19 protein-coding genes are annotated in these 19,835 nt (G+C 66.2%); 12 read left to right on the top strand and 7 right to left on the bottom strand.

Annotated elements, in window-relative coordinates; translation table 11 throughout:
- Nucleotides 1-38: 38 nt before the first annotated feature.
- The gene (gene cysC, locus DZC73_RS19375) at nt 39-566 is read right to left on the bottom strand and encodes an adenylyl-sulfate kinase (protein ID WP_198414896.1); all 528 of its coding nucleotides are present in this window, start codon (nt 564-566) and stop codon (nt 39-41) included.
- A 163-nt stretch (nt 567-729) separates the two neighbouring features.
- Between cysC and DZC73_RS19370 the strand changes: the two genes are divergently transcribed.
- The 12 genes from DZC73_RS19370 (at nt 730) to DZC73_RS19315 (ending at nt 11,817) form a co-directional block, all read left to right on the top strand.
- Nucleotides 730-2,772 carry an RNB domain-containing ribonuclease gene (locus DZC73_RS19370; RefSeq protein ID WP_124542006.1) on the top strand — a complete coding sequence of 681 codons (2,043 nt, stop codon included), beginning with the start codon at nt 730-732 and terminating at the stop codon, nt 2,770-2,772.
- 21 nt (nt 2,773-2,793) lie between these two features.
- Complete coding sequence (locus DZC73_RS19365) at nt 2,794-3,645, top strand: energy transducer TonB (protein WP_124542005.1); 852 nt, start codon at nt 2,794-2,796, stop codon at nt 3,643-3,645.
- 7 nt (nt 3,646-3,652) lie between these two features.
- Nucleotides 3,653-4,489 (top strand): shikimate dehydrogenase, encoded by an 837-nt coding sequence (gene aroE / locus DZC73_RS19360; RefSeq protein WP_124542004.1) that lies wholly within the window; start codon nt 3,653-3,655, stop codon nt 4,487-4,489.
- 19 nt (nt 4,490-4,508) lie between these two features.
- The gene (locus DZC73_RS19355) at nt 4,509-5,360 is read left to right on the top strand and encodes a transglycosylase domain-containing protein (protein WP_124542003.1); all 852 of its coding nucleotides are present in this window, start codon (nt 4,509-4,511) and stop codon (nt 5,358-5,360) included.
- Nucleotides 5,361-5,394: 34 nt separating this feature from the next.
- Nucleotides 5,395-5,991: a hypothetical protein gene (locus DZC73_RS19350; RefSeq protein ID WP_124542002.1), complete on the top strand. Its 597-nt coding sequence runs from the start codon at nt 5,395-5,397 to the stop codon at nt 5,989-5,991.
- Nucleotides 5,988-6,491: a TlpA family protein disulfide reductase gene (locus DZC73_RS19345; RefSeq protein ID WP_124542001.1), complete on the top strand. Its 504-nt coding sequence runs from the start codon at nt 5,988-5,990 to the stop codon at nt 6,489-6,491. The genes DZC73_RS19350 and DZC73_RS19345 overlap by 4 nt, the downstream gene beginning before the upstream one ends.
- A gap of 158 nt (nt 6,492-6,649) precedes the next feature.
- Nucleotides 6,650-7,087, top strand: coding sequence for a type II 3-dehydroquinate dehydratase (gene aroQ, locus DZC73_RS19340; protein ID WP_124542000.1), 438 nt, complete (start codon nt 6,650-6,652; stop codon nt 7,085-7,087).
- Between the two features lie 75 nt (nt 7,088-7,162).
- A complete protein-coding gene (accB, locus tag DZC73_RS19335; RefSeq protein WP_124541999.1) occupies nt 7,163-7,642 on the top strand; it encodes an acetyl-CoA carboxylase biotin carboxyl carrier protein in 480 nt (159 codons plus the stop codon).
- A gap of 10 nt (nt 7,643-7,652) precedes the next feature.
- A complete protein-coding gene (accC, locus tag DZC73_RS19330; RefSeq protein WP_124541998.1) occupies nt 7,653-9,002 on the top strand; it encodes an acetyl-CoA carboxylase biotin carboxylase subunit in 1,350 nt (449 codons plus the stop codon).
- A gap of 11 nt (nt 9,003-9,013) precedes the next feature.
- Complete coding sequence (prmA, locus tag DZC73_RS19325) at nt 9,014-9,922, top strand: 50S ribosomal protein L11 methyltransferase (protein WP_124541997.1); 909 nt, start codon at nt 9,014-9,016, stop codon at nt 9,920-9,922.
- Nucleotides 9,919-10,881 (top strand): zinc-ribbon and DUF3426 domain-containing protein, encoded by a 963-nt coding sequence (locus DZC73_RS30310; RefSeq protein WP_235835199.1) that lies wholly within the window; start codon nt 9,919-9,921, stop codon nt 10,879-10,881. Before prmA ends, DZC73_RS30310 begins: the two co-directional genes overlap by 4 nt.
- 27 nt (nt 10,882-10,908) lie before the next feature.
- On the top strand, nt 10,909-11,817 hold the full coding sequence (locus DZC73_RS19315) for a carbohydrate kinase family protein (RefSeq protein WP_124541996.1): 909 nt from the start codon (nt 10,909-10,911) through the stop codon (nt 11,815-11,817).
- Here the strand turns inward: DZC73_RS19315 and DZC73_RS19310 are convergent.
- The 6 genes from DZC73_RS19310 to DZC73_RS19285 form a co-directional block, all read right to left on the bottom strand.
- Nucleotides 11,814-12,128: a DUF167 domain-containing protein gene (locus DZC73_RS19310; protein WP_124541995.1), complete on the bottom strand. Its 315-nt coding sequence runs from the start codon at nt 12,126-12,128 to the stop codon at nt 11,814-11,816. The two genes, DZC73_RS19315 and DZC73_RS19310, sit on opposite strands and share 4 nt — an antisense overlap.
- 205 nt (nt 12,129-12,333) lie before the next feature.
- Nucleotides 12,334-12,783 (bottom strand): histone H1-like DNA-binding protein, encoded by a 450-nt coding sequence (locus DZC73_RS19305; RefSeq protein WP_124542176.1) that lies wholly within the window; start codon nt 12,781-12,783, stop codon nt 12,334-12,336.
- 228 nt (nt 12,784-13,011) lie between these two features.
- Complete coding sequence (locus tag DZC73_RS19300; protein ID WP_124541994.1) at nt 13,012-14,208, bottom strand: ribonucleotide-diphosphate reductase subunit beta; 1,197 nt, start codon at nt 14,206-14,208, stop codon at nt 13,012-13,014.
- 199 nt (nt 14,209-14,407) lie between these two features.
- On the bottom strand, nt 14,408-17,341 hold the full coding sequence (locus DZC73_RS19295; protein ID WP_124541993.1) for a ribonucleoside-diphosphate reductase subunit alpha: 2,934 nt from the start codon (nt 17,339-17,341) through the stop codon (nt 14,408-14,410).
- Nucleotides 17,342-17,677: 336 nt separating this feature from the next.
- Nucleotides 17,678-18,250, bottom strand: coding sequence for a 1,6-anhydro-N-acetylmuramyl-L-alanine amidase AmpD (gene ampD, locus DZC73_RS19290; RefSeq protein ID WP_124541992.1), 573 nt, complete (start codon nt 18,248-18,250; stop codon nt 17,678-17,680).
- A complete protein-coding gene (locus DZC73_RS19285; protein ID WP_124541991.1) occupies nt 18,231-19,826 on the bottom strand; it encodes a sigma-54-dependent transcriptional regulator in 1,596 nt (531 codons plus the stop codon). Before DZC73_RS19285 ends, ampD begins: the two co-directional genes overlap by 20 nt.
- Nucleotides 19,827-19,835 lie beyond the last annotated feature (9 nt).

Raw genomic sequence — 19,835 nt, 5'->3', positions numbered from 1 at the left:
GCATGTCACTCCCCTGTGCGGGGAGTGAAGGAACGCCTTCAGCCCAGCCAGGGTTGAAGGCGTTCGCGCATCTGCATTGCGCATTCCTGCGCGCTGAGCACCGATGTATCGACGCGCAGGTCCGGGCTGGCCGGAACCTCGTAGGCCGACGACACGCCGGTGAAGGCAGTCACCTTGCCCGCATGCGCGCCAGCGTACAGGCCCTTGGGGTCGCGCCGCGCACAGATCTCGATGGGCGTGCTCACGTGGACCTCGATGAAGCGCTGCGTGCCCACGATGCGGCGTGCCAGCCGGCGGCCCTCTTCGAGCGGCGAGATCAGCGCAACGATGGCGATCACGCCCGAGTCGTTCGCCAGGCGCGCCACCTCGGCCACGCGGCGCATGTTTTCCAGCCGGTCCGCATCGGAGAAGCCAAGGCCCCGGCTGAGCCCTTCGCGCACCGCGTCGCCGTCCAGCACGATGCACGGACGGCCTTCGCGCCTCAGCATGCGCGCCAGCACATCGGCGAGCGTGGATTTGCCGGCGCCGCTGAGCCCCGTCATCCAGACGGTGTCTGCTGTCGGCACCCCGGGTTCGTGGTTCTTCTGTCCTGATTGGTGATTGCCTGGCATGCCTTCGACGACCGCTCCTGCGAGGAGCGTCAGGTTGCCCGGGACATGCCGGCAGGTCAAGATCCAGCGATCACCGCCGGTCACAGGGCTGGCGCCGGCATGCGCGACAATCCGCCAGATGTACGCATTGTTTGAAGACGGCGGGAAGTTTCTCGCCGGCCGCGTGATGTCCGAGGCCGAGAGTTCGGTGCAAGTCGAACTCGACTCGGGCAAGCGCGTGAAGGTCAAGTCCGCCAACGTGCTGCTGCGCTTCGAAAAGCCGCAGCCGGCAGAGCTCGTCGCCTCGGCGCAGGCGGTGTCGCAGGAGATCGACCTGGACCTCGCCTGGGAATTCGCGCCCGAGCAGGAATTCGGCTTCGCCGACCTGGCGCGCGACTATTTCGACGCCAACGCGAGCAACATCCAGCAAGCCGCAGCCCTCTTCCGCCTGTTCGAGGCGCCGCACTACTTCCGCCGCCTGGGCAAGGGCAACTTCAAGAAGGCGCCGGAGGAGATCGTCAAGGCCGCGCTGCTGGGCATCGAGCGCAAGAAGCAGATCGCCGCGCAGATCGACGCCTGGGCTGGCGAGCTGGTCAACGGTCAGTGCCCGCAGCCGGTGCGCGAGCAGCTCTACAAGATCCTCTTCAAGCCTGACAAGAACGCGCCGGAATACAAATCGGTGGTGGAGGCATCGAAGCGGTCGCAGAAGGCGCCGCTGGACCTGCTGACGCAAGCAGGCGCCATCGACTCGCCCTACCAGTTCCACTGGAAGCGTTTCCTGTTCGAGAACTTCCCCAAGGGCACGAACTTCCCGGCCCTGTCGGCGCCGCCCATCAAGGAAGCGCTTCCGCTGTCGGCCGCGCAGGCCTTCTCCATCGACGATTCGCAAACCACCGAGATCGACGACGCGCTGTCGGTGCAAGGCCTGGGCTCGGGCACAGTGGTGTTCGGCGTCCACATCGCGGCGCCAGGGCTGGCCATCGCGCCCGAGGGCAGCGTGGACAAGGTGGCGCGCGACCGCCTGTCCACCGTCTACATGCCGGGCTACAAGCTCACCATGCTGCCCGACGACGTGGTGCAGGCCTACACGCTGACCGAAGGGCGCGACTGCCCGGCCGTCTCGCTGTACGTCACGTACGACGAGGGCACGCTGGAGGTGAAGTCCAGCGAGACGAAGCTGGAGCGCGTGAGCATCGTGTCCAACCTGCGGCACGACCAGCTCGACGAGGTCATCACCGAGGAATCGCTGACGGGCAAGGCGTCGGCCAACTACCGGTTCGCACCTGAGCTTGCCTTTGCCTTCCGCCTGGCCAACCACCTGAAGGCGCAACGTGAAGTCGCCCGCGGCAAGCCCGAGACCTTCAACCGGCCCGACTACAACTTCCGGCTCGTCGGCAACGATGGCCACGAGCCCAAGGGCGACGAGACGGTGGTGATCAGCACGCGCCGCCGAGGCGCACCACTGGACCTGATCGTGGCCGAGGCGATGATCCTCGCCAACAGCACTTGGGGCGGCTGGATCGCCGAGTGCGGCGTGCCCGGCATCTACCGCAGCCAGGCCAGCCTGGCCCCGGGGGTGAAGGTGCGCATGGGCGTGAAGCCCGCACCGCATGCCGGCATGGGCGTGGCGCAGTACACCTGGGCGACTTCGCCGCTGCGGCGCTACACCGACCTCGTGAACCAGTGGCAGATCATCGCCTGCGCCCGCCACGGCCGCACCGCCGCGCTGGCTGCGCCCTTCAAGCCCAAGGATGCGGCGCTGTTCTCCATCATCTCCGGCTTCGACGCCGCGTACACCGCCTACAACAGCTACCAGTCGTGCATCGAGCGCTACTGGACGCTGAAGTACCTGGCGCAAAACGGCATCGCCGAACTGGACGCCTCGGTGATGAAGGATGGACTCGTGCGCGCCGACGAGCTGCCGCTGGTGTTCCGCGCGCTGGGCGCCGACGGCATGCCGCGCGGCACCCGTGTGCGCGTGCGTGTCACGGGCACCGACCTCCTCACGCTGGATGTCCACGCCAACGTCGTCGCCCGCCTGGATGACGCGTCCCTCGTCCAGGAAAGCACCGACGAATCGGACGCCGAGGAGGCCGCCGAGAGCGCCGGTCCGCTCACCCTGGCCATCGACGTGAAGGACGGCGACGAAGAGCCGGCGGCGGCTGCCGCCACCGCCGCCTGACCGGAGCACACTCACACCACCATGCTGCGCAAACTCTCGACCCTGCAAATCGCACTGCTCGTGTCGTTGGTGTTCCATGGCTCGCTGCTGATCATCCAGCGCAGCAACCCACAGGCCTTTGAGCGCATCTTCCAGGACTCGCCGCTCGAGGTGATCCTCGTCAATGCACGCTCCAAGGAGACGCCGACGCAGGCCCAGGCCATCGCGCAGGCGAGCCTGGCCGGCGGCGGCAACGTGGACGTGGGCCGTGCGACCTCGCCGCTGCCGCCCTCGCCCACGCTGGAGGTGGGCGACAGCATCGAGATGTCGAACAAGCAGATCGAGGAGCTGCAGGAAGAGCAGCGGCAGTTGCTCGCCCGCCTGCGCCAGCAGCTGGAGGCCCTGCCCGCGCCCGATCCCAAGAAGGAAGCCAAGACCGCCGAGGGCCGCGAGCAGGCCGAGCAGCGCCGGCAGTTGCTGATGCAGACGGCCGAGATCGAGAAGAAGATCAACGAGGAGAACTCGCGGCCCAAGAAGCGCTACATCAGCCCGGCCACGAAGGAAGCGGCCTATGCGATGTACTACGACCGGCTGCGTCGCAAGATCGAGGAGCGTGGCACGCGAAACTTCCCCGAGTCGCAGGGCAAGAAGCTGTATGGCGAGCTCACGCTGGTGCTCACCGTCGACTCGCTGGGCCGCGTTGTGGATGCTGAGGTGGTGGTGCCGTCCAAGTCCAAGCTGCTGGACAAGCGGGCGCTGGCCATCGTCAAGGCGGCCGCACCCTTCGGCGCTTTCACCGGCTCGATGAAACGCGAGGCCGACCAGCTCGAGATCACCTCGCGCTTCACCTTTGCCGGCGAAGGTGGCCTGACCACCACCCTGCTGGGACGCTGATCTTTCGATGGACCGCTACGTCGTGGCCGGCAATCCGGTCGAACATTCGCAATCGCCTTTCATCCATGCCCTGTTCGCCAAGGCGACGGGCGAGCCGGTGGAATACGGCCGGCTGCTCGCGCCGCTGGACGGCTTCGAGGCCACGATCCGCCGCTTCGCCGGGGAAGGCGGACGCGGCTGCAACGTGACCGTGCCCTTCAAGTTCGACGCGTTCAAACTGGCGCCGCACCACACCGACCGCGCCGCCCTCGCACAGGCGGCGAACGTGTTGCGCTTCGATGCGCAGGGCTGGATGGCCGACAACACCGATGGCGCTGGCCTGGTGAGCGACATCGAGCGCAACGCCGGCGTGGCCTTGCGTGGCAAGAAGGTGCTGCTGATCGGCGCAGGCGGCGCGTCCGCCGGCGTGCTGGGGCCGTTGATCCGGGCGGGCTCCGTCGAGGTCGTGGTGGCCAACCGCAGCGTCGACAAGGCGCAGGCGCTGGTCGAGCGGCATCGCGCCGCGGCCACGCTGCAAGGCACCGCGCTGCGTGCAGCATCCCTCGATCAGGCGGGTTCGTCCTACGACGTCGTGGTCAACGGCACCGCCGCCAGCCTGTCGGGGGCAGGCATTCCGGTGGGCGCGCAGGTTCTGCGCGAAGGCACCCTGGCCCTGGACATGATGTACGGCCCGCCCGCCCGCGGCTTCCTCGACTGGGCGGCATCGCATGGTGCCATCGGCCGCGACGGCCTGGGCATGCTGGTGGAACAGGCAGCCGAGGCTTTCCTCTTCTGGCGCGGTGTGCGTCCGGCCACCGCCGCGGTGCTCGCTGCCTTGCGCGAGCGCCTGGCCGCCAAGGCCTGACGGGCGCTGGAGTCGCGGCATGCTCAAGCAGCTCTGGCGCATCGCGGTCCTGGTGGTGTTGTCATTCGTCGCCCTGCAGCTGTACTTCCTGGCCCGCGTGGCGCTGATGATCGTGGTCGATCCGCAGTCCACCACCTTCCAGCGCTCGGAAGTCGTGCGCCTGATGACGGAAAAGCACCAGATCCTGTGGAGCCAGCACTGGGTCGACAACGCGCAGATTTCCGGCAATCTCAAGCGCGCGGTCATTGCCTCCGAAGATGCCAACTTCTTCGACCACAGCGGCGTGGAATGGGATGCGCTGGAAAAGGCCTGGGAGAAGAACCAGGCCGCCGAAGCGCGCGTGGCCAAGATCAATGCCGAGAACGAGAAGCGCGCCGCACAGCTGGCCGCGCGCGAGGCGGCCCGGGAAGCGGCACGGGCCGGAAAGAAGAAAGCCGCAAGCGTGCCTGCTACGCCGCCACCGTCGCCCAAGCCGCCGAAACCCGTGCCGCACGTGCAGGCCAAGATCGTCGGCGGCTCGACCATCACGCAGCAGCTCGCCAAGAACCTGTTCCTCGGCAGCGAGCGCAACATCGCCCGAAAGGGTCAGGAGTTCCTCATCACATTCATGCTGGAAGCACTGCTGGACAAGCAACGAATCCTGGAGATCTACCTGAACAACGTGGAATGGGGCGAGGGCGTGTTCGGCGCCGACGCCGCCTCGCGGCACTACTTCCACGTGGCTGCGGCGCAGCTGGGCCCCTCCCAGGCCGCACGGCTGGCGGTGATGCTGCCTGCCCCCAAGCGCTTCGAGAAGAAGCCCGATTCCGCCTACGTGGTGGGCCGCGCCGGCACGGTCATGGCGCGCATGGGGGCGGTGGAGTTGCCCTGAGCGCGTCCGGAGCCCGGCTCCTAGAATCCAGCGAATGACCTCCACCCTCTGCGCCGAAATCGCCGCCATGGCCGCCAAGCTCGTGGTGGACGAAGGCATGGAATACGGCCCGGCCAAGAAGCGCGCGGCCAAGCTGCTGGGCAAGCACAGCACGCGCGGCGTCGAACTGCCCAGCAATGAGGAAGTGGAGGATGAGGTCCGCACCTACATCGACCTCTTCTGCGCCGACACCCAGCCGGCCGAACTCCAGGCCCTGCGCGAGGCGGCAGTGATGTGGATGCAGCGGCTGGCGGAGTTCCGCCCCCACCTGACGGGCGCCGTGTGGCGCGGCACGGCCACTCGGCTGTCAGCGGTGCACATCCAGCTGTATTGCGACGACTCCAAGTCCGCCGAACTCGCATTGATCGACAAGGGCGCCGACTACGACGTCGGCAGTGCGCCCGGGCCGCGCGGCGAGCTGGTGGACGTGCTGACCGTCGCCTCCCCCAGCCAGGCACTGGGCGAACTGGTCACCGTCCACCTCACCGTGCTGGACCACGACGACCTGCGCGGCGCGCTCAAGCCCGACGCCCGCGGCCGGCCGCTGCGGGGCGACCTGGCCGCCCTTCGCCAGCTGATGCAACAGCCATGAACCGCAGACACCTCCTGGGAGCCGGCATGGGCGTGGCGGCCGTCGCGGCCGGCGCGGGCGTGGCCCTGTACCGCTCGGCACCCGACGCCCCCGGTTTCTGGGACCTCAGCTTCGAACAGCCCGGCGGCGGCAGCCTGGCCATGGCCAGCCTCAGGGGAAAGCCGCTCCTGGTCAACTTCTGGGCGACCTGGTGCCCGCCCTGCATCAAGGAAATGCCGCTGCTCGACCAGTTCCAGGCCGCCCGCAAGGCAGCAGGCTGGCAGGTGCTCGGCCTGGCCGTGGACGGGCCGAGCCCGGTGCGGGAATTCCTGGCCCAGCGGCCGATGGGCTTTCCGATCGGCCTGGCTGGCATGGAAGGCGCCGAACTCAGCCGGACGCTGGGCAACGTCAACGGCGCCTTGCCCTTCACGGTCGTGTTCAACGGATCGGGCAAGATCGTGGCCCGGAAACTGGGATCCATCAGCGACCGCGACCTGGCCGACTTCGCCGCCAAGGCCTGATCCGGGGCATCTGGCCCCGTCCGCGCTTGAACAGCTGGTTGCAGGATGTCAAGCCATTTAATTTCCGGTAAATCGCTGGCAACTGGGCCCAAAGCGCGTAAAGTTCGCCCGGTTTCAGAATCCGCCGGCTCGGAAACCAGCCGGCGCCCACGCGCTTCATGCAGATTCTCGTCATCCACGGTCCCAACCTGAACCTGCTCGGCACTCGCGAGCCGGGTGTCTATGGGTCGGTGACTTTGGACCAGATCAACGCAGAACTGAGTGCGTTGGCCAAAAAAGCCGGCGCCAAGCTGGACAGCTTCCAGAGCAACCACGAAGGCGCCCTGATCGACCGCGTCCAGGCGGCGCAAGGCGATGGCACCACCTTCATCATCATCAACCCGGCCGCCTACACGCACACGAGCGTCGGCCTGCGTGACGCGCTGGCGGGCGTCGCGATCCCGTTCGTCGAGGTGCACCTGTCCAATGTGCACAAGCGCGAACCCTTCCGTCATCACTCGTATTTCTCAGATCTCGCCATCGGCGTGATCTGCGGACTGGGCGCGGCCGGCTACCGGCTGGCGCTCGACTACGCGCTCTCCCGGCCCAGCCCATAAGGCCCGGCCAAGGCGCTGACCCCTTGCGGCCGGCACAGACCGCTGCCGCTCAAGACTTATAAAGTTGGAGCCCCCATGGACCTTCGCAAGCTGAAGACGCTGATCGACCTCGTGTCAGAGTCGAACATCTCCGAACTCGAAATCACCGAAGCCGACGGCAAGGTGCGCATCGTCAAGTCCGATCCTGCCGCCGTGGCAGCGCAGCCGATGCACATCCCGGCGATGACCATGGCTGCCCAGCCCACTCCCGTCCAGACGGCGGCCCAGGCTGCGCAAGCGGCCGCAGCCGCACCTGCCCCCGCTGCAGAGGCTGCACCTGCCGGCCATGCGGTCAAGTCGCCGATGGTGGGCACCTTCTACCGCTCGTCCAGCCCCGGTGCCAAGTCGTTCGTTGAAGTGGGCAGCGAGATCAAGGAAGGCGAGCCGATCTGCATCATCGAAGCGATGAAGATCATGAACGAGATCGAGGCCGACAAGACGGGCAAGGTCACGCGCATCCTGGTCGAGAACGGACAGGCTGTCGAATTCGGACAGCCGCTGTTCATCATCGAGTGAGAGCCGCTCGATGTTCAAGAAGATTCTGATCGCCAATCGAGGCGAAATCGCACTTCGCATCCAGCGCGCCTGCCGCGAGCTGGGCGTGAAGTCGGTGGTGGTGTATTCCGAAGCCGACCGCGACGCCAAGTACGTGAAGCTGGCCGACGAGGCGGTGTGCATCGGCCCGGCACCGTCCGCTCAGAGCTACCTCAACATGCCGGCGATCATCGCCACGGCCGAGGTGACCGACGCGGAAGCCATCCACCCCGGCTACGGCTTCCTGTCGGAGAACGCCGACTTCGCCGAGCGTGTGGAGCGTTCGGGCTTCACCTTCATCGGCCCGACGCCCGATGCCATCCGCACCATGGGCGACAAGGTCGCGGCCAAGCAGGCCATGATCAAGTCCGGCGTGCCCTGCGTGCCGGGCTCCGAAGGCGCGCTGCCGGAAGACCCGAAGGAAATCATCAAGACCGCCCGCGCGGTCGGCTACCCGGTGATCATCAAGGCAGCGGGCGGCGGCGGCGGGCGCGGCATGCGCGTGGTGCACACCGAGGCTGCCCTGATCCACGCGGTTCAGACCACGCGGGCCGAAGCGGGCGCCGCCTTCGGCAACCCGGCCGTGTACATGGAGAAGTTCCTGGAGAACCCCAGGCACATTGAGATCCAGGTGCTGGCCGACACGCACAAGAACGCGGTGTGGTTGGGCGAGCGCGACTGCTCCATGCAGCGGCGCCACCAGAAGATCATCGAGGAAGCGCCGGCGCCGGGCATCTCGCGCCGCATCATCGAGAAGATCGGCGAGCGCTGCTCGGCTGCGTGCAAGCGCATCGGCTACCGGGGCGCGGGCACCTTCGAGTTCCTGTACGAGAACGGCGAGTTCTACTTCATCGAGATGAACACCCGCGTGCAGGTGGAGCATCCGGTGACGGAGCTGGTCACGGGCATCGACATCGTGCAGATGCAGATCCGCGTGGCCGCCGGCGAGAAGCTGCCCTTCGCGCAGCGGCAGATCCAGATGCGCGGCCACGCCATCGAGTGCCGCGTGAACGCCGAAGACCCGTACAAGTTCACGCCCTCGCCCGGCCGCATCACCATGTGGCACCCGCCCGGCGGTCCCGGCGTGCGGGTGGATTCGCATGCCTACACCAACTACTTCGTGCCGCCCAACTACGACTCGATGATCGGCAAGATCATTGTCCATGGCGACACGCGGGAGCAGGCGCTGGCGCGCATGCGCATCGCGCTGTCGGAGACGGTGGTGGAAGGCATCCTCACCAACATCCCGCTGCACCGCGAGCTGATGGTGGACCCGAAATTCGCCGAGGGCGGCACCAGCATTCACTATCTCGAAGGCTGGATGGGCAAGCACAAGCGCTAAGCTTCGGTCCCATGATCGAGTTGCTGCTGCTGGCGCCCGAGGACATCGTGGAAACGGTGTCCGACGCCCTGAGTTTCGAGCTGGATGCGCTGTCGGTGTCGGTGGAAGACGCCGATGCAGACACGTCGTCCGAACGCGCCCTGTTCGGCGAGCCGGGCATGCCCGCGCCTCGGCCGGGCTGGCAGCGTTCGGTGCTGCGCGCGCTGTTCCAGAACGAGGAGGAAGCCACCGAGGCGGCCACCTTGCTGCTGGCGCAGGACTGGGCGAGCGACGTGCACGTGCAGTCCATGAGCCGCGTGGAGGACCAGGACTGGGTACGCCTGACCCAGTCGCAGTTCACGCCGGTGGACATCACATCCACTTTCTGGATCGTGCCGAGCTGGCACGAGACGCCCGCCGAGGCGCAGACGGTGATCCGCCTGGATCCTGGCCTGGCCTTCGGCACGGGCACGCATCCCACGACGCGCATGTGCCTGCGCTGGATCGCTCGCCAAGCCGATGCACTGTCGGCGCAGTGGAGCCGCGTGCTGGACTATGGCTGCGGCTCGGGCATCCTGGCCATCGGCGCGGCGCTGCATGGCGGGAAGAACATCGATGCGGTGGACATCGATCCAGCCGCGGTCGAGTCGTCCATCGCGAATGCAAAAGCCAATGGCGTCGAGCTGCGAGCGGGCCTGCCCGAGGCGGCTTCCGGGGAGTACCCGCTGGTCCTGGCCAACATCCTCGCCACGCCCTTGAAGCTGCTCGCGCCGCTGCTGTGCGGGCATCTGGAAGGCGGCGGACACCTGGTGCTCGCCGGCATCCTCGAGCGCCAGGCTGACGAGCTGAAAGAAGCCTACGCCCCCTGGGTCCAGCTTGAAGTCAGCGACAGCGAGGACGGCTGGATCCTCATGACCGCACGCAAGGCCACCGCGACATGAAGAACATGGCGACCCGCTGCGTCGCGTGCGGCACGATCTTTCGTGTCGTGCAAGACCAGCTCAAGGTCTCCGAAGGCTGGGTGCGCTGCGGGCGCTGCGACGAGGTGTTCAACGCACTGCACGGTCTGTTCGACCTCGACCGCGAACAGCCGCCACCGTGGAAGCCGGGCGATGGCGACAAGGCGCCCAAGCGCGAGAGCGCCTTCGCCAAGACCGCCGCCGACCTCGACGAAGAAGACCGCATTGCCTCGCGCTTCTTCCGCCCGCAGCAGGAAGACGTCAACAAGACGCCGGCAGAGTCGGTGGACGAGCGCTTCCGCACCGACTTCGCAGACGCTGAATTCAACATGGCGCTGCTCAGCGAGGACGAGGGCGGCCACCGGCGGCCCGTCGTTCCGGACGAGCCCAAGCCTGCCAGCCGGACGGCCAAGAAGAAAAAGGTCTCGCCCGGATTCGTCCGCCATGCGGAGCGCGAAGCCCGCTGGCGCACGCCGCTCGCGCGCATCATGCTCAGCTTCTTCGGCATCGCCTTCTCCATCGCGCTGGTGCTGCAGGTGTCCAACCACTTCCACGACACGATGGCGGCGCAGTGGCCGTCGCTGCGTCCCGCACTGGCAACCTGGTGCACCTTTGCGCGCTGCCGCATCGAGGCACCACGCCGCATCGAGGATGTGACGGTGGAGAGCAGCAGCTTCGCGCTCGCCGCGCCGAACACCGACTCCTTCAAGCTCGCCATCGTGCTGCGCAACCGCGGCAACCTGCCGGTGGTCATGCCCTCGATCGACCTCACGCTCACCGACGCGGCCGGCCAGCTCGTGGCGCGCCGCGCGCTGGACCCGGCCGACTTCAACATCGCCAATCCGGTGATGGCACCGGGCAGCGAAGCGCCGCTGCAGATGCTGCTGAGCGCGGGCACCCGGCGCGTCTCCGGCTACACGGTCGAAGCCTTCTACCCCTGATTCAACCCACTTTCATCGGAGTGCCCCATGGCGGCATTGATCTGCGGATCCCTCGCGTTCGACACCATCACCACCTTCCCCGGAAAGTTCTCGCAGCAGATCCTGCCCGAGCAGGTGCACATCCTGAACGTGTCCTTCCTCGTGCCCACGCTGCGGCGCGAGTTCGGCGGCTGCGCGGGCAACATCGCCTACACGCTGCGCCAGCTCGGCGGCGACCCGGTGGTGCTGGCCGCCGTCGGCTCCGATGGGCATGAGTACGTCGAGCGCCTGAAGGCCTGGGGCGCAAGCACCGACCACGTGCTGGTGAAGAACGACACCTACACCGCGCAGGCCATCATCATCACCGACACCGACAACAACCAGATCACCGCCTTCCACCCGGGCGCGATGCAGTCGGCCCACCTCAAGCCCGTGCCGCTGGATGCCGGTGTGAAGATCGGCATCATCGCGCCCGACGGCCGCGACGCGATGATCCAGCACGCGCAGCAATTGGCCGACGCGAAGATCCCCTTCATCTTCGACCCGGGCCAGGGCCTGCCCATGTTCGACGGTGACGACCTCAAGCGCTTCGTCTCGCAGGCCACGTGGGTGGCGGTGAACGACTACGAAGCCAAGATGCTGTGCGACCGCACCGGCCAGTCGCTCGAGTCGCTCTCGCGCTCACACCTCAAGGGCGTGATCGTGACGCTGGGCGCCGAAGGCTGCGAGCTGTGGCAGCAAGGTGTACGCACGCATGTGCCCGGCGTGAAGGCTGCGGCAGTGATCGACCCCACCGGCTGCGGCGACGCCTTCCGGGGCGCCCTGCTCTACGGCCTGGAGCGCGGCTGGCCGCTGGAGCGTTGCGTGGCCATGGGCAACAAGATCGGCGCGCAGAAGATCGCGTGCGCCGGGCCGCAGAACCACAAGCTGGATGCGGCCACACTGATCGCGGGCTAAGTCGCTGCAGGCATCCGACGCGCGAGCCAAGCTTGCGCGTCGGTCAGCGACACATCGACGCGCACCTGCTTTCGGCGCGATGCCATGCCGCGGATCAGCTCGACATCGCGGCGCTGAACACCGAGCTCATCAGCGATCCACGCGATGAGCGCTTCATTGGCCTTGCCATCGACCGGCGGCGCAGCCAGACGGACGCGCAACGCGCCGTCATGCAGACCAATCAGCTCCGTGCGCTTCGCGCCGGGCACGACGCTGATGTCCAGGACGACAGCGCCATCACTGCCTCGCAAACATGGCCAGTCTTGAGTCATGTGCACTGCCCCAGCGAGCCCCCGCATAGGCGAGAAAAAACAGATAGCGAGCACAGCGAAGCACCCATCAAGCAACGCCCGCGGATCCGGCTGCGCCGGTCCGCTGGGTGGCGCCCCTTGGGGGCAGGAGCGAAGCGACTGGGGGGCTCACATCCACCAATAAAAAACCCGGCCGAAGCCGGGTTTCGATTCACGACCGTTCCGATCAGGGCTTGTTGCCCGTCGGGAAAGGCCATGCAGCTTGAGGGCTGAGAGCCGTCTTTGCTGCCGGGGCTGCCGCGGGCTTTGCAGCAGGGGCAGGGGCAGCAGGTGCAGCCGGAGCCTTCTTCGCAGCGGCCTTCTTGCCAGCAGCCTTCTTGGGAGCGGCCTTCTTGGCAGCAGCCTTTTTCGGTGCAGCCTTCTTGGCAGCAGCCTTCTTGGCCGGCGCCTTCTTGGCAGCAACCTTCTTCGGCGCAGCCTTCTTGGCAGCGGCCTTCTTGGCCGGCGCCTTCTTGGCAGCAACCTTCTTCGGCGCAGCCTTCTTGGCAGCGGCCTTCTTCGGCGCAGCCTTCTTGGCCGGAGCCTTCTTCACTGCTGCCTTCTTGGCCGGAGCCTTCTTTGCAGCGGTCTTCTTCGCGGCGGGTTTCTTAGCCGCAGCTTTCTTCGCAGTTGCCATTACATTCTCCTTGATCAAGTTGCAAAAGCACCGGCAGGTTCGGGTCACGCCCTCTTCCACCGGCTATTCACCGTCTGATGATCTGGCCACAGCCGATATGGCTGCAGTCGCCCCAGTACGATGAATCAGGTTGCGGTCCGCGTGCGCTGCTTCTTTGTCAGCACATCACGGCCCGCGAATCTTGATCTCTCACTATCGGTCTTCGAAGCCCGCGGCTTGAGAAGACCATCAATCCCAAGACAGCGCGCCACCCGACTGGTATTCGATGACGCGGGTCTCGAAGAAATTACGCTCCTTCTTCAGGTCGATCATTTCGCTCATCCACGGGAACGGGTTTTCCTCGTTCGGGAAGAGCTCTTCCAAACCAATCTGCGTCGCACGCCGGTTGGCGATGTAGCGCAGGTAGCCCTTGAACATCGAGGCATTCATGCCGAGCACGCCGCGAGGCATGGTGTCCTCGGCGTAGCGGTACTCGAGCTCGACGGCCTTCAGGAACAGCGCCTTGATTTCGGCCTTGAAGTCGGCCGTCCACAGGTGCGGGTTCTCAAGCTTGATCTGGTTGATGAGGTCGATGCCGAAATTGCAGTGCATCGACTCGTCGCGAAGAATGTATTGGTACTGCTCGGCAGCGCCGGTCATCTTGTTCTGGCGGCCCAGCGCCAGAATCTGCGTGAAGCCGACGTAGAAGAACAGGCCTTCCATCAGGCAGGCGAAGACGATCAGGCTCTTCAGGAGCGTGCGATCGTTCTCGGGCGTGCCGGTCTGGAAGTTGGGGTCCATGATCGCGTCGATGAACGGGATCAGGAACTCGTCCTTGTTGCGGATGGCCGAAACCTCGTGGTACGCATTGAAGATCTCGCTCTCGTCGAGACCCAGCGACTCCACGATGTACTGGTAGGCGTGCGTGTGGATCGCCTCTTCGAAGGCCTGGCGCAGCAGGAACTGGCGGCACTCGGGCGCCGTGATGTGGCGGTACGTGCCCAGCACGATGTTGTTGGCTGCCAGCGAATCAGCGGTGACGAAGAAGCCGAGGTTGCGCTTGACGATGCGGCGCTCGTCTTCGGTCAGGCCGTTCGGGTCCTTCCAGGTCGCGATGTCGCGCGACATGTTGATCTCTTGCGGCATCCAGTGGTTGGAGCACGTGGCGAGATACTTTTCCCAGGCCCACTTGTACTTGAAGGGCACCAACTGGTTGACGTCGGTCTGGCCGTTGATGATGCGCTTGTCGGCGGCATTCACGCGGCGGGCACTCGTGGCCTCGACCTTCGCGGATTGCGGTGCGGTCTGAATGGGGAGGGTGGTCTCAGCAGCCATCACAGGAGCGAGCTGCGGGGACGGATGAACCGCACGCGCCGTAGACGGTGTCTGCGCGGGGCTCGAATGATTCGATGTCGAGGGACTGACTTCTTCTTCCCAAACCAACATGGTGGATTTCCTGTGCGTTCGAATTATGAGAGTGTTGCGTCCAAACACCAAGCACTTCTTGACATCGGACGCACTTCGCGGTTGCTCGTTGTTGCTCTATTGCATCGAAGCATCGTGATGAAGAGAGGGTTCACGCGATGCATTCGTGTGTGCAAACAGCGTGCGCGATTGCTCATCACGCACGCTGTTCATCACCTCATCACTGACACGCCTCGCAGGTCGGATCGTCGATCGCGCAGAACTTGATGTCCGTCGCGGGCTCGCTCATCGCCGACGCACTGGCCGATGCGCTGGCCGAGGTTGCTGCGGCAATCTGTGCACGTGCAGCAGCGGCTGCTGCTTCCATCGCGCCGCTGCCCGAACCACTGGACACCGCGTTGAGGTTGCCGGCCTTCACCGTCGACTTCTCGGCGTGCGTGGCGCCGACCGTGCGCAGGTAATAGGTCGTCTTCAGGCCGCGCGTCCACGCGAGCTTGTAGGTCTCGTCCAGCTTCTTGCCCGAGGCGCCGGCCATGTAGATGTTCAACGACTGGGCTTGGTCGATCCACTTCTGGCGGCGCGCCGCGGCTTCCACCAGCCACTCGGTTTCCACCTCGAAGGCGGTCGCGTACAGCTGCTTGAGTTCCTCGGGCACGCGGTCGATGCGGCGCAGCGAACCGTCGAAGTGCTTGAGGTCCATGACCATCACGTCGTCCCAGAGGTTGAGCTTCTTCAGGTCGCGCACGAGGTACTCGTTGATGACCGTGAACTCGCCCGACAGGTTGGACTTGACCGACAGGTTGCCGAAGCTCGGCTCGATGGACGCCGACACGCCGATGATGTTGGAGATGGTCGCCGTCGGCGCGATGGCCACGCAGTTGGAGTTGCGCATGCCGTGCTCCTTGATGCGAGCGCGCAAGGCATCCCAGTCCATGCTGATGCTGCGGTCCACGTCCACGTAGCCGCCGCGGGCTTCGGCCAGCAGGTTCAGCGAGTCGATGGGCAGGATGCCACGATCCCACAGCGAACCGCGGTAGCTGCTGTAGCGACCGCGTTCCTGCGACAGCTCGGTCGACGCCCAGTACGCGTGGTAGCACACGGCTTCCATCGAACGGTCGGCGAACTCCACCGCCTCTTGCGACGCGTAGGGCACGCGCAACTCATGCAACGCATCCTGGAAGCCCATGATGCCCAGGCCGACCGGACGGTGGCGCAGGTTGGAATCGCGTGCCTTCTTGACCGCGTAGTAGTTGATGTCGATGACGTTGTCGAGCATCCGCATCGCGGTGGCGACCGTCTTCTTCAGCTTGGCCTGGTCGATCTGCCCATCCTTGATGTGGTGGACGAGGTTGACCGAGCCCAGATTGCACACCGCGATCTCGCTCTCGTTGGTGTTGAGCGTGATCTCGGTGCACAGGTTGGACGAGTGCACCACGCCCACGTGCTGCTGCGGGCTGCGGATGTTGCAGGCGTCCTTGAAGGTGATCCAGGGGTGGCCGGTCTCGAACAGCATCGAGAGCATCTTGCGCCACAGGTCCTTGGCGGGCATGCGCTTGTACAGCTTGATCTCGCCGCGGTCGACCTTGGCTTCGTACGCCGTGTAGGCCTCCTCGAAGGCACGGCCGAACTTGTCGTGCAGGTCCGGGCAGGTGGACGGCGAGAACAGTGTCCAGTCGCCGCCTTCCATCACGCGCTTCATGAACAGGTCGGGAATCCAGTTCGCCGTGTTCATGTCGTGGGTGCGGCGGCGGTCGTCGCCGGTGTTCTTGCGCAGCTCCAGGAACTCTTCGATGTCCAGGTGCCAGCTTTCCAGGTAGGCGCAGACAGCGCCCTTGCGCTTGCCGCCCTGGTTCACCGCCACGGCCGTGTCGTTCACCACCTTGAGGAACGGCACCACGCCCTGGCTCTTGCCGTTCGTGCCCTTGATGTGCGAGCCCAGCGCGCGCACGTTGGTCCAGTCGTTGCCCAGGCCGCCGGCGAATTTCGACAGCAGCGCGTTTTCCTTCAGCGCCTCATAGATGCCGTCCAGGTCATCGGCCACGGTCGTGAGGTAGCAGCTGGACAGCTGCGAGCGATGCGTGCCGGAGTTGAACAGCGTGGGCGTGCTGGACATGAAGTCGAAGGTCGACAGCACTTCGTAGAACTCGATGGCGCGGGCTTCGCGATCGATCTCGCCCAGCGCCAGGCCCATCGCGACGCGCATGTAGAAGGCCTGCGGCATCTCGATGCGCACGTCGTTCACGTGCAGGAAGTAGCGGTCGTACAGCGTCTGCAGGCCGAGGTAGTCGAACTGCAGGTCGCGGTCGGCCTTGAGCGCGGCACCCAGCTTGGCGAGGTCGTACTGCAGCAGCTTCTCGTCGAGCAGCTCGGCGGCCACGCCTTTCTTGATGAAGGTCGGGAAGTACTCGGCGTAGCGGGTCTGCATGTCCGAGTGCAGCAGCTCCTCGCCGACGATCTCCTTGCGGATGGTGTGCAGCAGCAGGCGTGCGGTGGCGCGGGTGTAGCCGGGGTCCTTCTCGATCAGGGTGCGTGCGGCCAGGATGGCGGCCTTGTGCACTTCGTCGATGGGCACGCCGTCGTACAGGTTGCGCTTGGTCTCGGCCATGATCGGGTCGGGCTTGACGTCGGCGCCCAGGCCTTCGCAAGCGGACTCGATGAGCGTCTGCAGGCGCTTCAGGTCCAGCGGCACGCGCTGGCCGCGGTCGATCACCGAGATGCTGGACTCGGCCGGCGCGACCGGAGCGGCACCCTGGCGCAGGCGCTCCTGCGACCGGCGCTCGCGGTACAGCACGTAGGCGCGGGCCACTTCATGGTGGCCGCCGCGCATCAGGCCCAGCTCGACCTGGTCCTGCACGTCCTCGATGTGGAAGGTGCCGCCGCCCGGGCGCGAGCGCAGCAGCGCGCGCACGACCATCTCGGTGAGACCGTCCACGGTCTCACGCACGCTCGCCGACGCTGCCCCTTGTGTGCCGTGAACCGCCAGGAAGGCCTTCATCAGGGCCACGGCGATTTTGTTCGGCTCGAAAGAGACGACAGCACCGTTGCGGCGGATGATCTGGTAACCCTGGTAGGCCGAGGACGCCGCGGAAGCGGACGTGGCGACAGCCGACACGGGTGCGGTGGGCGACGACGAACGGGCAGTGACAGTTTGCATGGGACTCCTTCTCTTATTGAATGCACTCGGGCGCCTCAGTGGGCACCCAAGCCGGAAACACGGTCGGTGTCGTGGTTGCTGCCCCGGTTCCACCCATCCAGCGACTTCAGCGCAACGCAAAAACGCCGGCCCGTCGCCCCTTTGCGGCGAGCCAGCGGCTGTTGATAAGTCTGTGGATTTGAGGTGGAGTGCACGTGGATGACCAGGTTCGCTCGGACACTACATCTGGGGCACCGGGGCGCATTTCAACACTACCTATAGCGTACCGCATTCGGAGAACCCCCGATGGCGGTTGGTGCGAAGGCTGACTGTGTTAGGGGGTCGAACCGTGCAAAGTCAGGCCGGAAAGCTCACATCAGCGAGGCTTGGCGCGGTGCGCAGCGCCTGCCAGTCGAAGCCCGGACCCGGATCGATCTTGCGGCCTGGCGCCACATGTTCGTGGCCCACGATGTCGCTGATCGGATACTGCCGCCGCAAGGCCACGAGCAGCGTCTTCAGTGCGTCGTACTGCGGCGCGTCGAAGGTCTCGCCCTCCAGCCCTTCCAGCTCGATGCCGACGGAATAGTCGTTGCAGTTCGCACGGCCCTTCCATTCCGACTGGCCGGCATGCCAGGCGCGCTCATCGGCCGACACGAACTGCATCACCTCGCCACTGCGGCGGATGACGAAGTGCGAGGACACAGTGAGCCCGCGAATCTTCTGGAAGTACGGATGCGCGTCCCAGTCGAGGCTGTTGGTGAACAGCCGCTCGATTTCATCGCCGCCGTAGATGCCCGGCGGCAGGCTGATGGAATGGATCAGCGCGAGGGAAACCTCGGTGACCTCGGGACGCGGGCCGAAGTTGGGAGAGTCAACACGCCGCGCGTGGCGCCACCAGCCCGAACTCCACTCAGTTGCCCCGATCGCCATCGAAGCTGTCTCCGCCCACGCTCACGCCCAGCCGCGCCATGCGGTAGCGCATCTGGCGCAGCGACAGGCCCAGGCTCGCACCAGCCGCCGTGCGGTTGAAGCGGTGGCGCTCGAGGGCGCGCAGGAGAATGTCCTTCTCCACCTCGTCGAGGTAGGCCGCCAGGTCGTCCGGCAGCGGCGCGACGGCCGGCGGCGCGGGCGGCGGCTCGGGCGCCAGCACCGACGGATCGATGCGCGTGTTCTCGGTGATGAGGTCCAGCTCCTGCGCGGCGCTGTCGGTGAACACCGTCTCGGGCAGGCCAAGGTCGAAGACGTCGATGTGCTCGTCGCTGGACAGGGCCACCGCGCGGTGCAGCAGGTTCTCCAGCTCGCGAACGTTGCCCGGGAAGGGGTAGCGCGCCAGGTGCACCAGCGCGTCGCGCGTGAGCCTCGGCGCGGGCTGGACGTGGGCATCGCGGGCGATGCGCTCCAGCACCTGCTCGCTGATCACGGCCAGGTCCTCGATGCGTTCGCGCAGCGGCGGCACGCGGATCTGGATGACGTTCAGCCGGTAGTACAAGTCCTGCCGGAAGCGGCCGGCCAGCACCTCGGCGCCCAGGTCCTTGTGCGTCGCGCTCAAGAGGCGCACGTTGACCGACTGCTCGCTCACCGCGCCCACCGGCCGCACCGAGCGTTCCTGGATCGCGCGCAGCAGCTTGGACTGCATGGACAGCGGCAGGTCGCCGATCTCGTCGAGGAACAGCGTGCCGCCGTTGGCGGCCTGGAAGAAGCCTTCGCGGTCTTCGTTCGCGCCGGTGAAGGCGCCCTTGCGGTAGCCGAAGAACTCGGCTTCCAGCAGTTGTTCGGGAATCGCGCTGCAGTTCACCGCGATGAACGGCATGTTGCTGCGCGGACTCACTTCATGAATGGCACGGGCCACCAGTTCCTTGCCGGTGCCCGACTCGCCATTGACCAGTACGGGCGCCATGCTGCGAGCCACCTTCTCCACCAGCGCCCGCACTTCCTGCATGGCGGGCGAGGTGCCGGCCATGCGGGCCAGCGCCGCGCTCACCGGCCCGGTGGGTGCAGGCGCGACAGGACGCGGACGCGCCGGTGCTGGAGCGGCTGACGACGCGCCCGATGCGGACGGCGCAGAGGCACCCGCGGCACGCTCGCTTTCGGACGGCAGGCTGGACGGCACCATCGTCGGCACGGTCAATGGCGCGCGGCCCAGGGCCGAAGCCACCACTGCGCGGAACTGCTTCAAGTCCACCGGCTTGGTGAGGTAGTCGTAGGCACCGGCCTTCAGCGCCTCCACCGCGTTCTCGGCGGAGCCGTAGGCGGTGATGACGATGGCCTTCTCGCGCCGGCCGGTTTCTTCCAGACGTCGCAGCAGGTCCAGGCCTGTGCCGTCGGGCAGCCGCATGTCGGTGATGACCGCGCTGTAGGTGCGGTCCTTCAGGTGCAGCAGCGCTTCTTCCACCGAACCGGCGGTCTCGATGTCGTAGCCCTCGCGCAGCAGTGTCAGTTCGTACAGCGTGCGCAGGTCCGGTTCGTCGTCGACGACCAGCAGGCTGAAGTGGGAAGGCGAGGACATCGTGCGTCT

Origin of the sequence: Rhizobacter terrae (assembly GCF_003852895.1) — a bacterium.
GTDB lineage: Bacteria > Pseudomonadota > Gammaproteobacteria > Burkholderiales > Burkholderiaceae_C > Albitalea > Albitalea terrae.
This window is presented reverse-complemented; position numbering and strand designations above follow the sequence as displayed.

What these genes read in the sequence shown, in the direction of transcription:
- ampD (WP_124541992.1), bottom strand. Translation starts at nt 18,250, where the DNA reads ATGGCGATCGGGGCAACTGAGTGGAGTTCGGGCTGGTGGCGCCACGCG.
- DZC73_RS19315 (WP_124541996.1), top strand. Translation starts at nt 10,909, where the DNA reads ATGGCGGCATTGATCTGCGGATCCCTCGCGTTCGACACCATCACCACC.
- DZC73_RS19355 (WP_124542003.1), top strand. Translation starts at nt 4,509, where the DNA reads ATGCTCAAGCAGCTCTGGCGCATCGCGGTCCTGGTGGTGTTGTCATTC.
- aroE (WP_124542004.1), top strand. Translation starts at nt 3,653, where the DNA reads ATGGACCGCTACGTCGTGGCCGGCAATCCGGTCGAACATTCGCAATCG.
- accB (WP_124541999.1), top strand. Translation starts at nt 7,163, where the DNA reads ATGGACCTTCGCAAGCTGAAGACGCTGATCGACCTCGTGTCAGAGTCG.
- aroQ (WP_124542000.1), top strand. Translation starts at nt 6,650, where the DNA reads ATGCAGATTCTCGTCATCCACGGTCCCAACCTGAACCTGCTCGGCACT.
- DZC73_RS19350 (WP_124542002.1), top strand. Translation starts at nt 5,395, where the DNA reads ATGACCTCCACCCTCTGCGCCGAAATCGCCGCCATGGCCGCCAAGCTC.
- DZC73_RS19300 (WP_124541994.1), bottom strand. Translation starts at nt 14,208, where the DNA reads ATGTTGGTTTGGGAAGAAGAAGTCAGTCCCTCGACATCGAATCATTCG.
- DZC73_RS19345 (WP_124542001.1), top strand. Translation starts at nt 5,988, where the DNA reads ATGAACCGCAGACACCTCCTGGGAGCCGGCATGGGCGTGGCGGCCGTC.
- DZC73_RS19365 (WP_124542005.1), top strand. Translation starts at nt 2,794, where the DNA reads ATGCTGCGCAAACTCTCGACCCTGCAAATCGCACTGCTCGTGTCGTTG.
- accC (WP_124541998.1), top strand. Translation starts at nt 7,653, where the DNA reads ATGTTCAAGAAGATTCTGATCGCCAATCGAGGCGAAATCGCACTTCGC.
- DZC73_RS30310 (WP_235835199.1), top strand. Translation starts at nt 9,919, where the DNA reads ATGAAGAACATGGCGACCCGCTGCGTCGCGTGCGGCACGATCTTTCGT.
- DZC73_RS19285 (WP_124541991.1), bottom strand. Translation starts at nt 19,826, where the DNA reads ATGTCCTCGCCTTCCCACTTCAGCCTGCTGGTCGTCGACGACGAACCG.
- prmA (WP_124541997.1), top strand. Translation starts at nt 9,014, where the DNA reads ATGATCGAGTTGCTGCTGCTGGCGCCCGAGGACATCGTGGAAACGGTG.
- DZC73_RS19305 (WP_124542176.1), bottom strand. Translation starts at nt 12,783, where the DNA reads ATGGCAACTGCGAAGAAAGCTGCGGCTAAGAAACCCGCCGCGAAGAAG.
- DZC73_RS19295 (WP_124541993.1), bottom strand. Translation starts at nt 17,341, where the DNA reads ATGCAAACTGTCACTGCCCGTTCGTCGTCGCCCACCGCACCCGTGTCG.
- DZC73_RS19370 (WP_124542006.1), top strand. Translation starts at nt 730, where the DNA reads ATGTACGCATTGTTTGAAGACGGCGGGAAGTTTCTCGCCGGCCGCGTG.
- DZC73_RS19310 (WP_124541995.1), bottom strand. Translation starts at nt 12,128, where the DNA reads ATGACTCAAGACTGGCCATGTTTGCGAGGCAGTGATGGCGCTGTCGTC.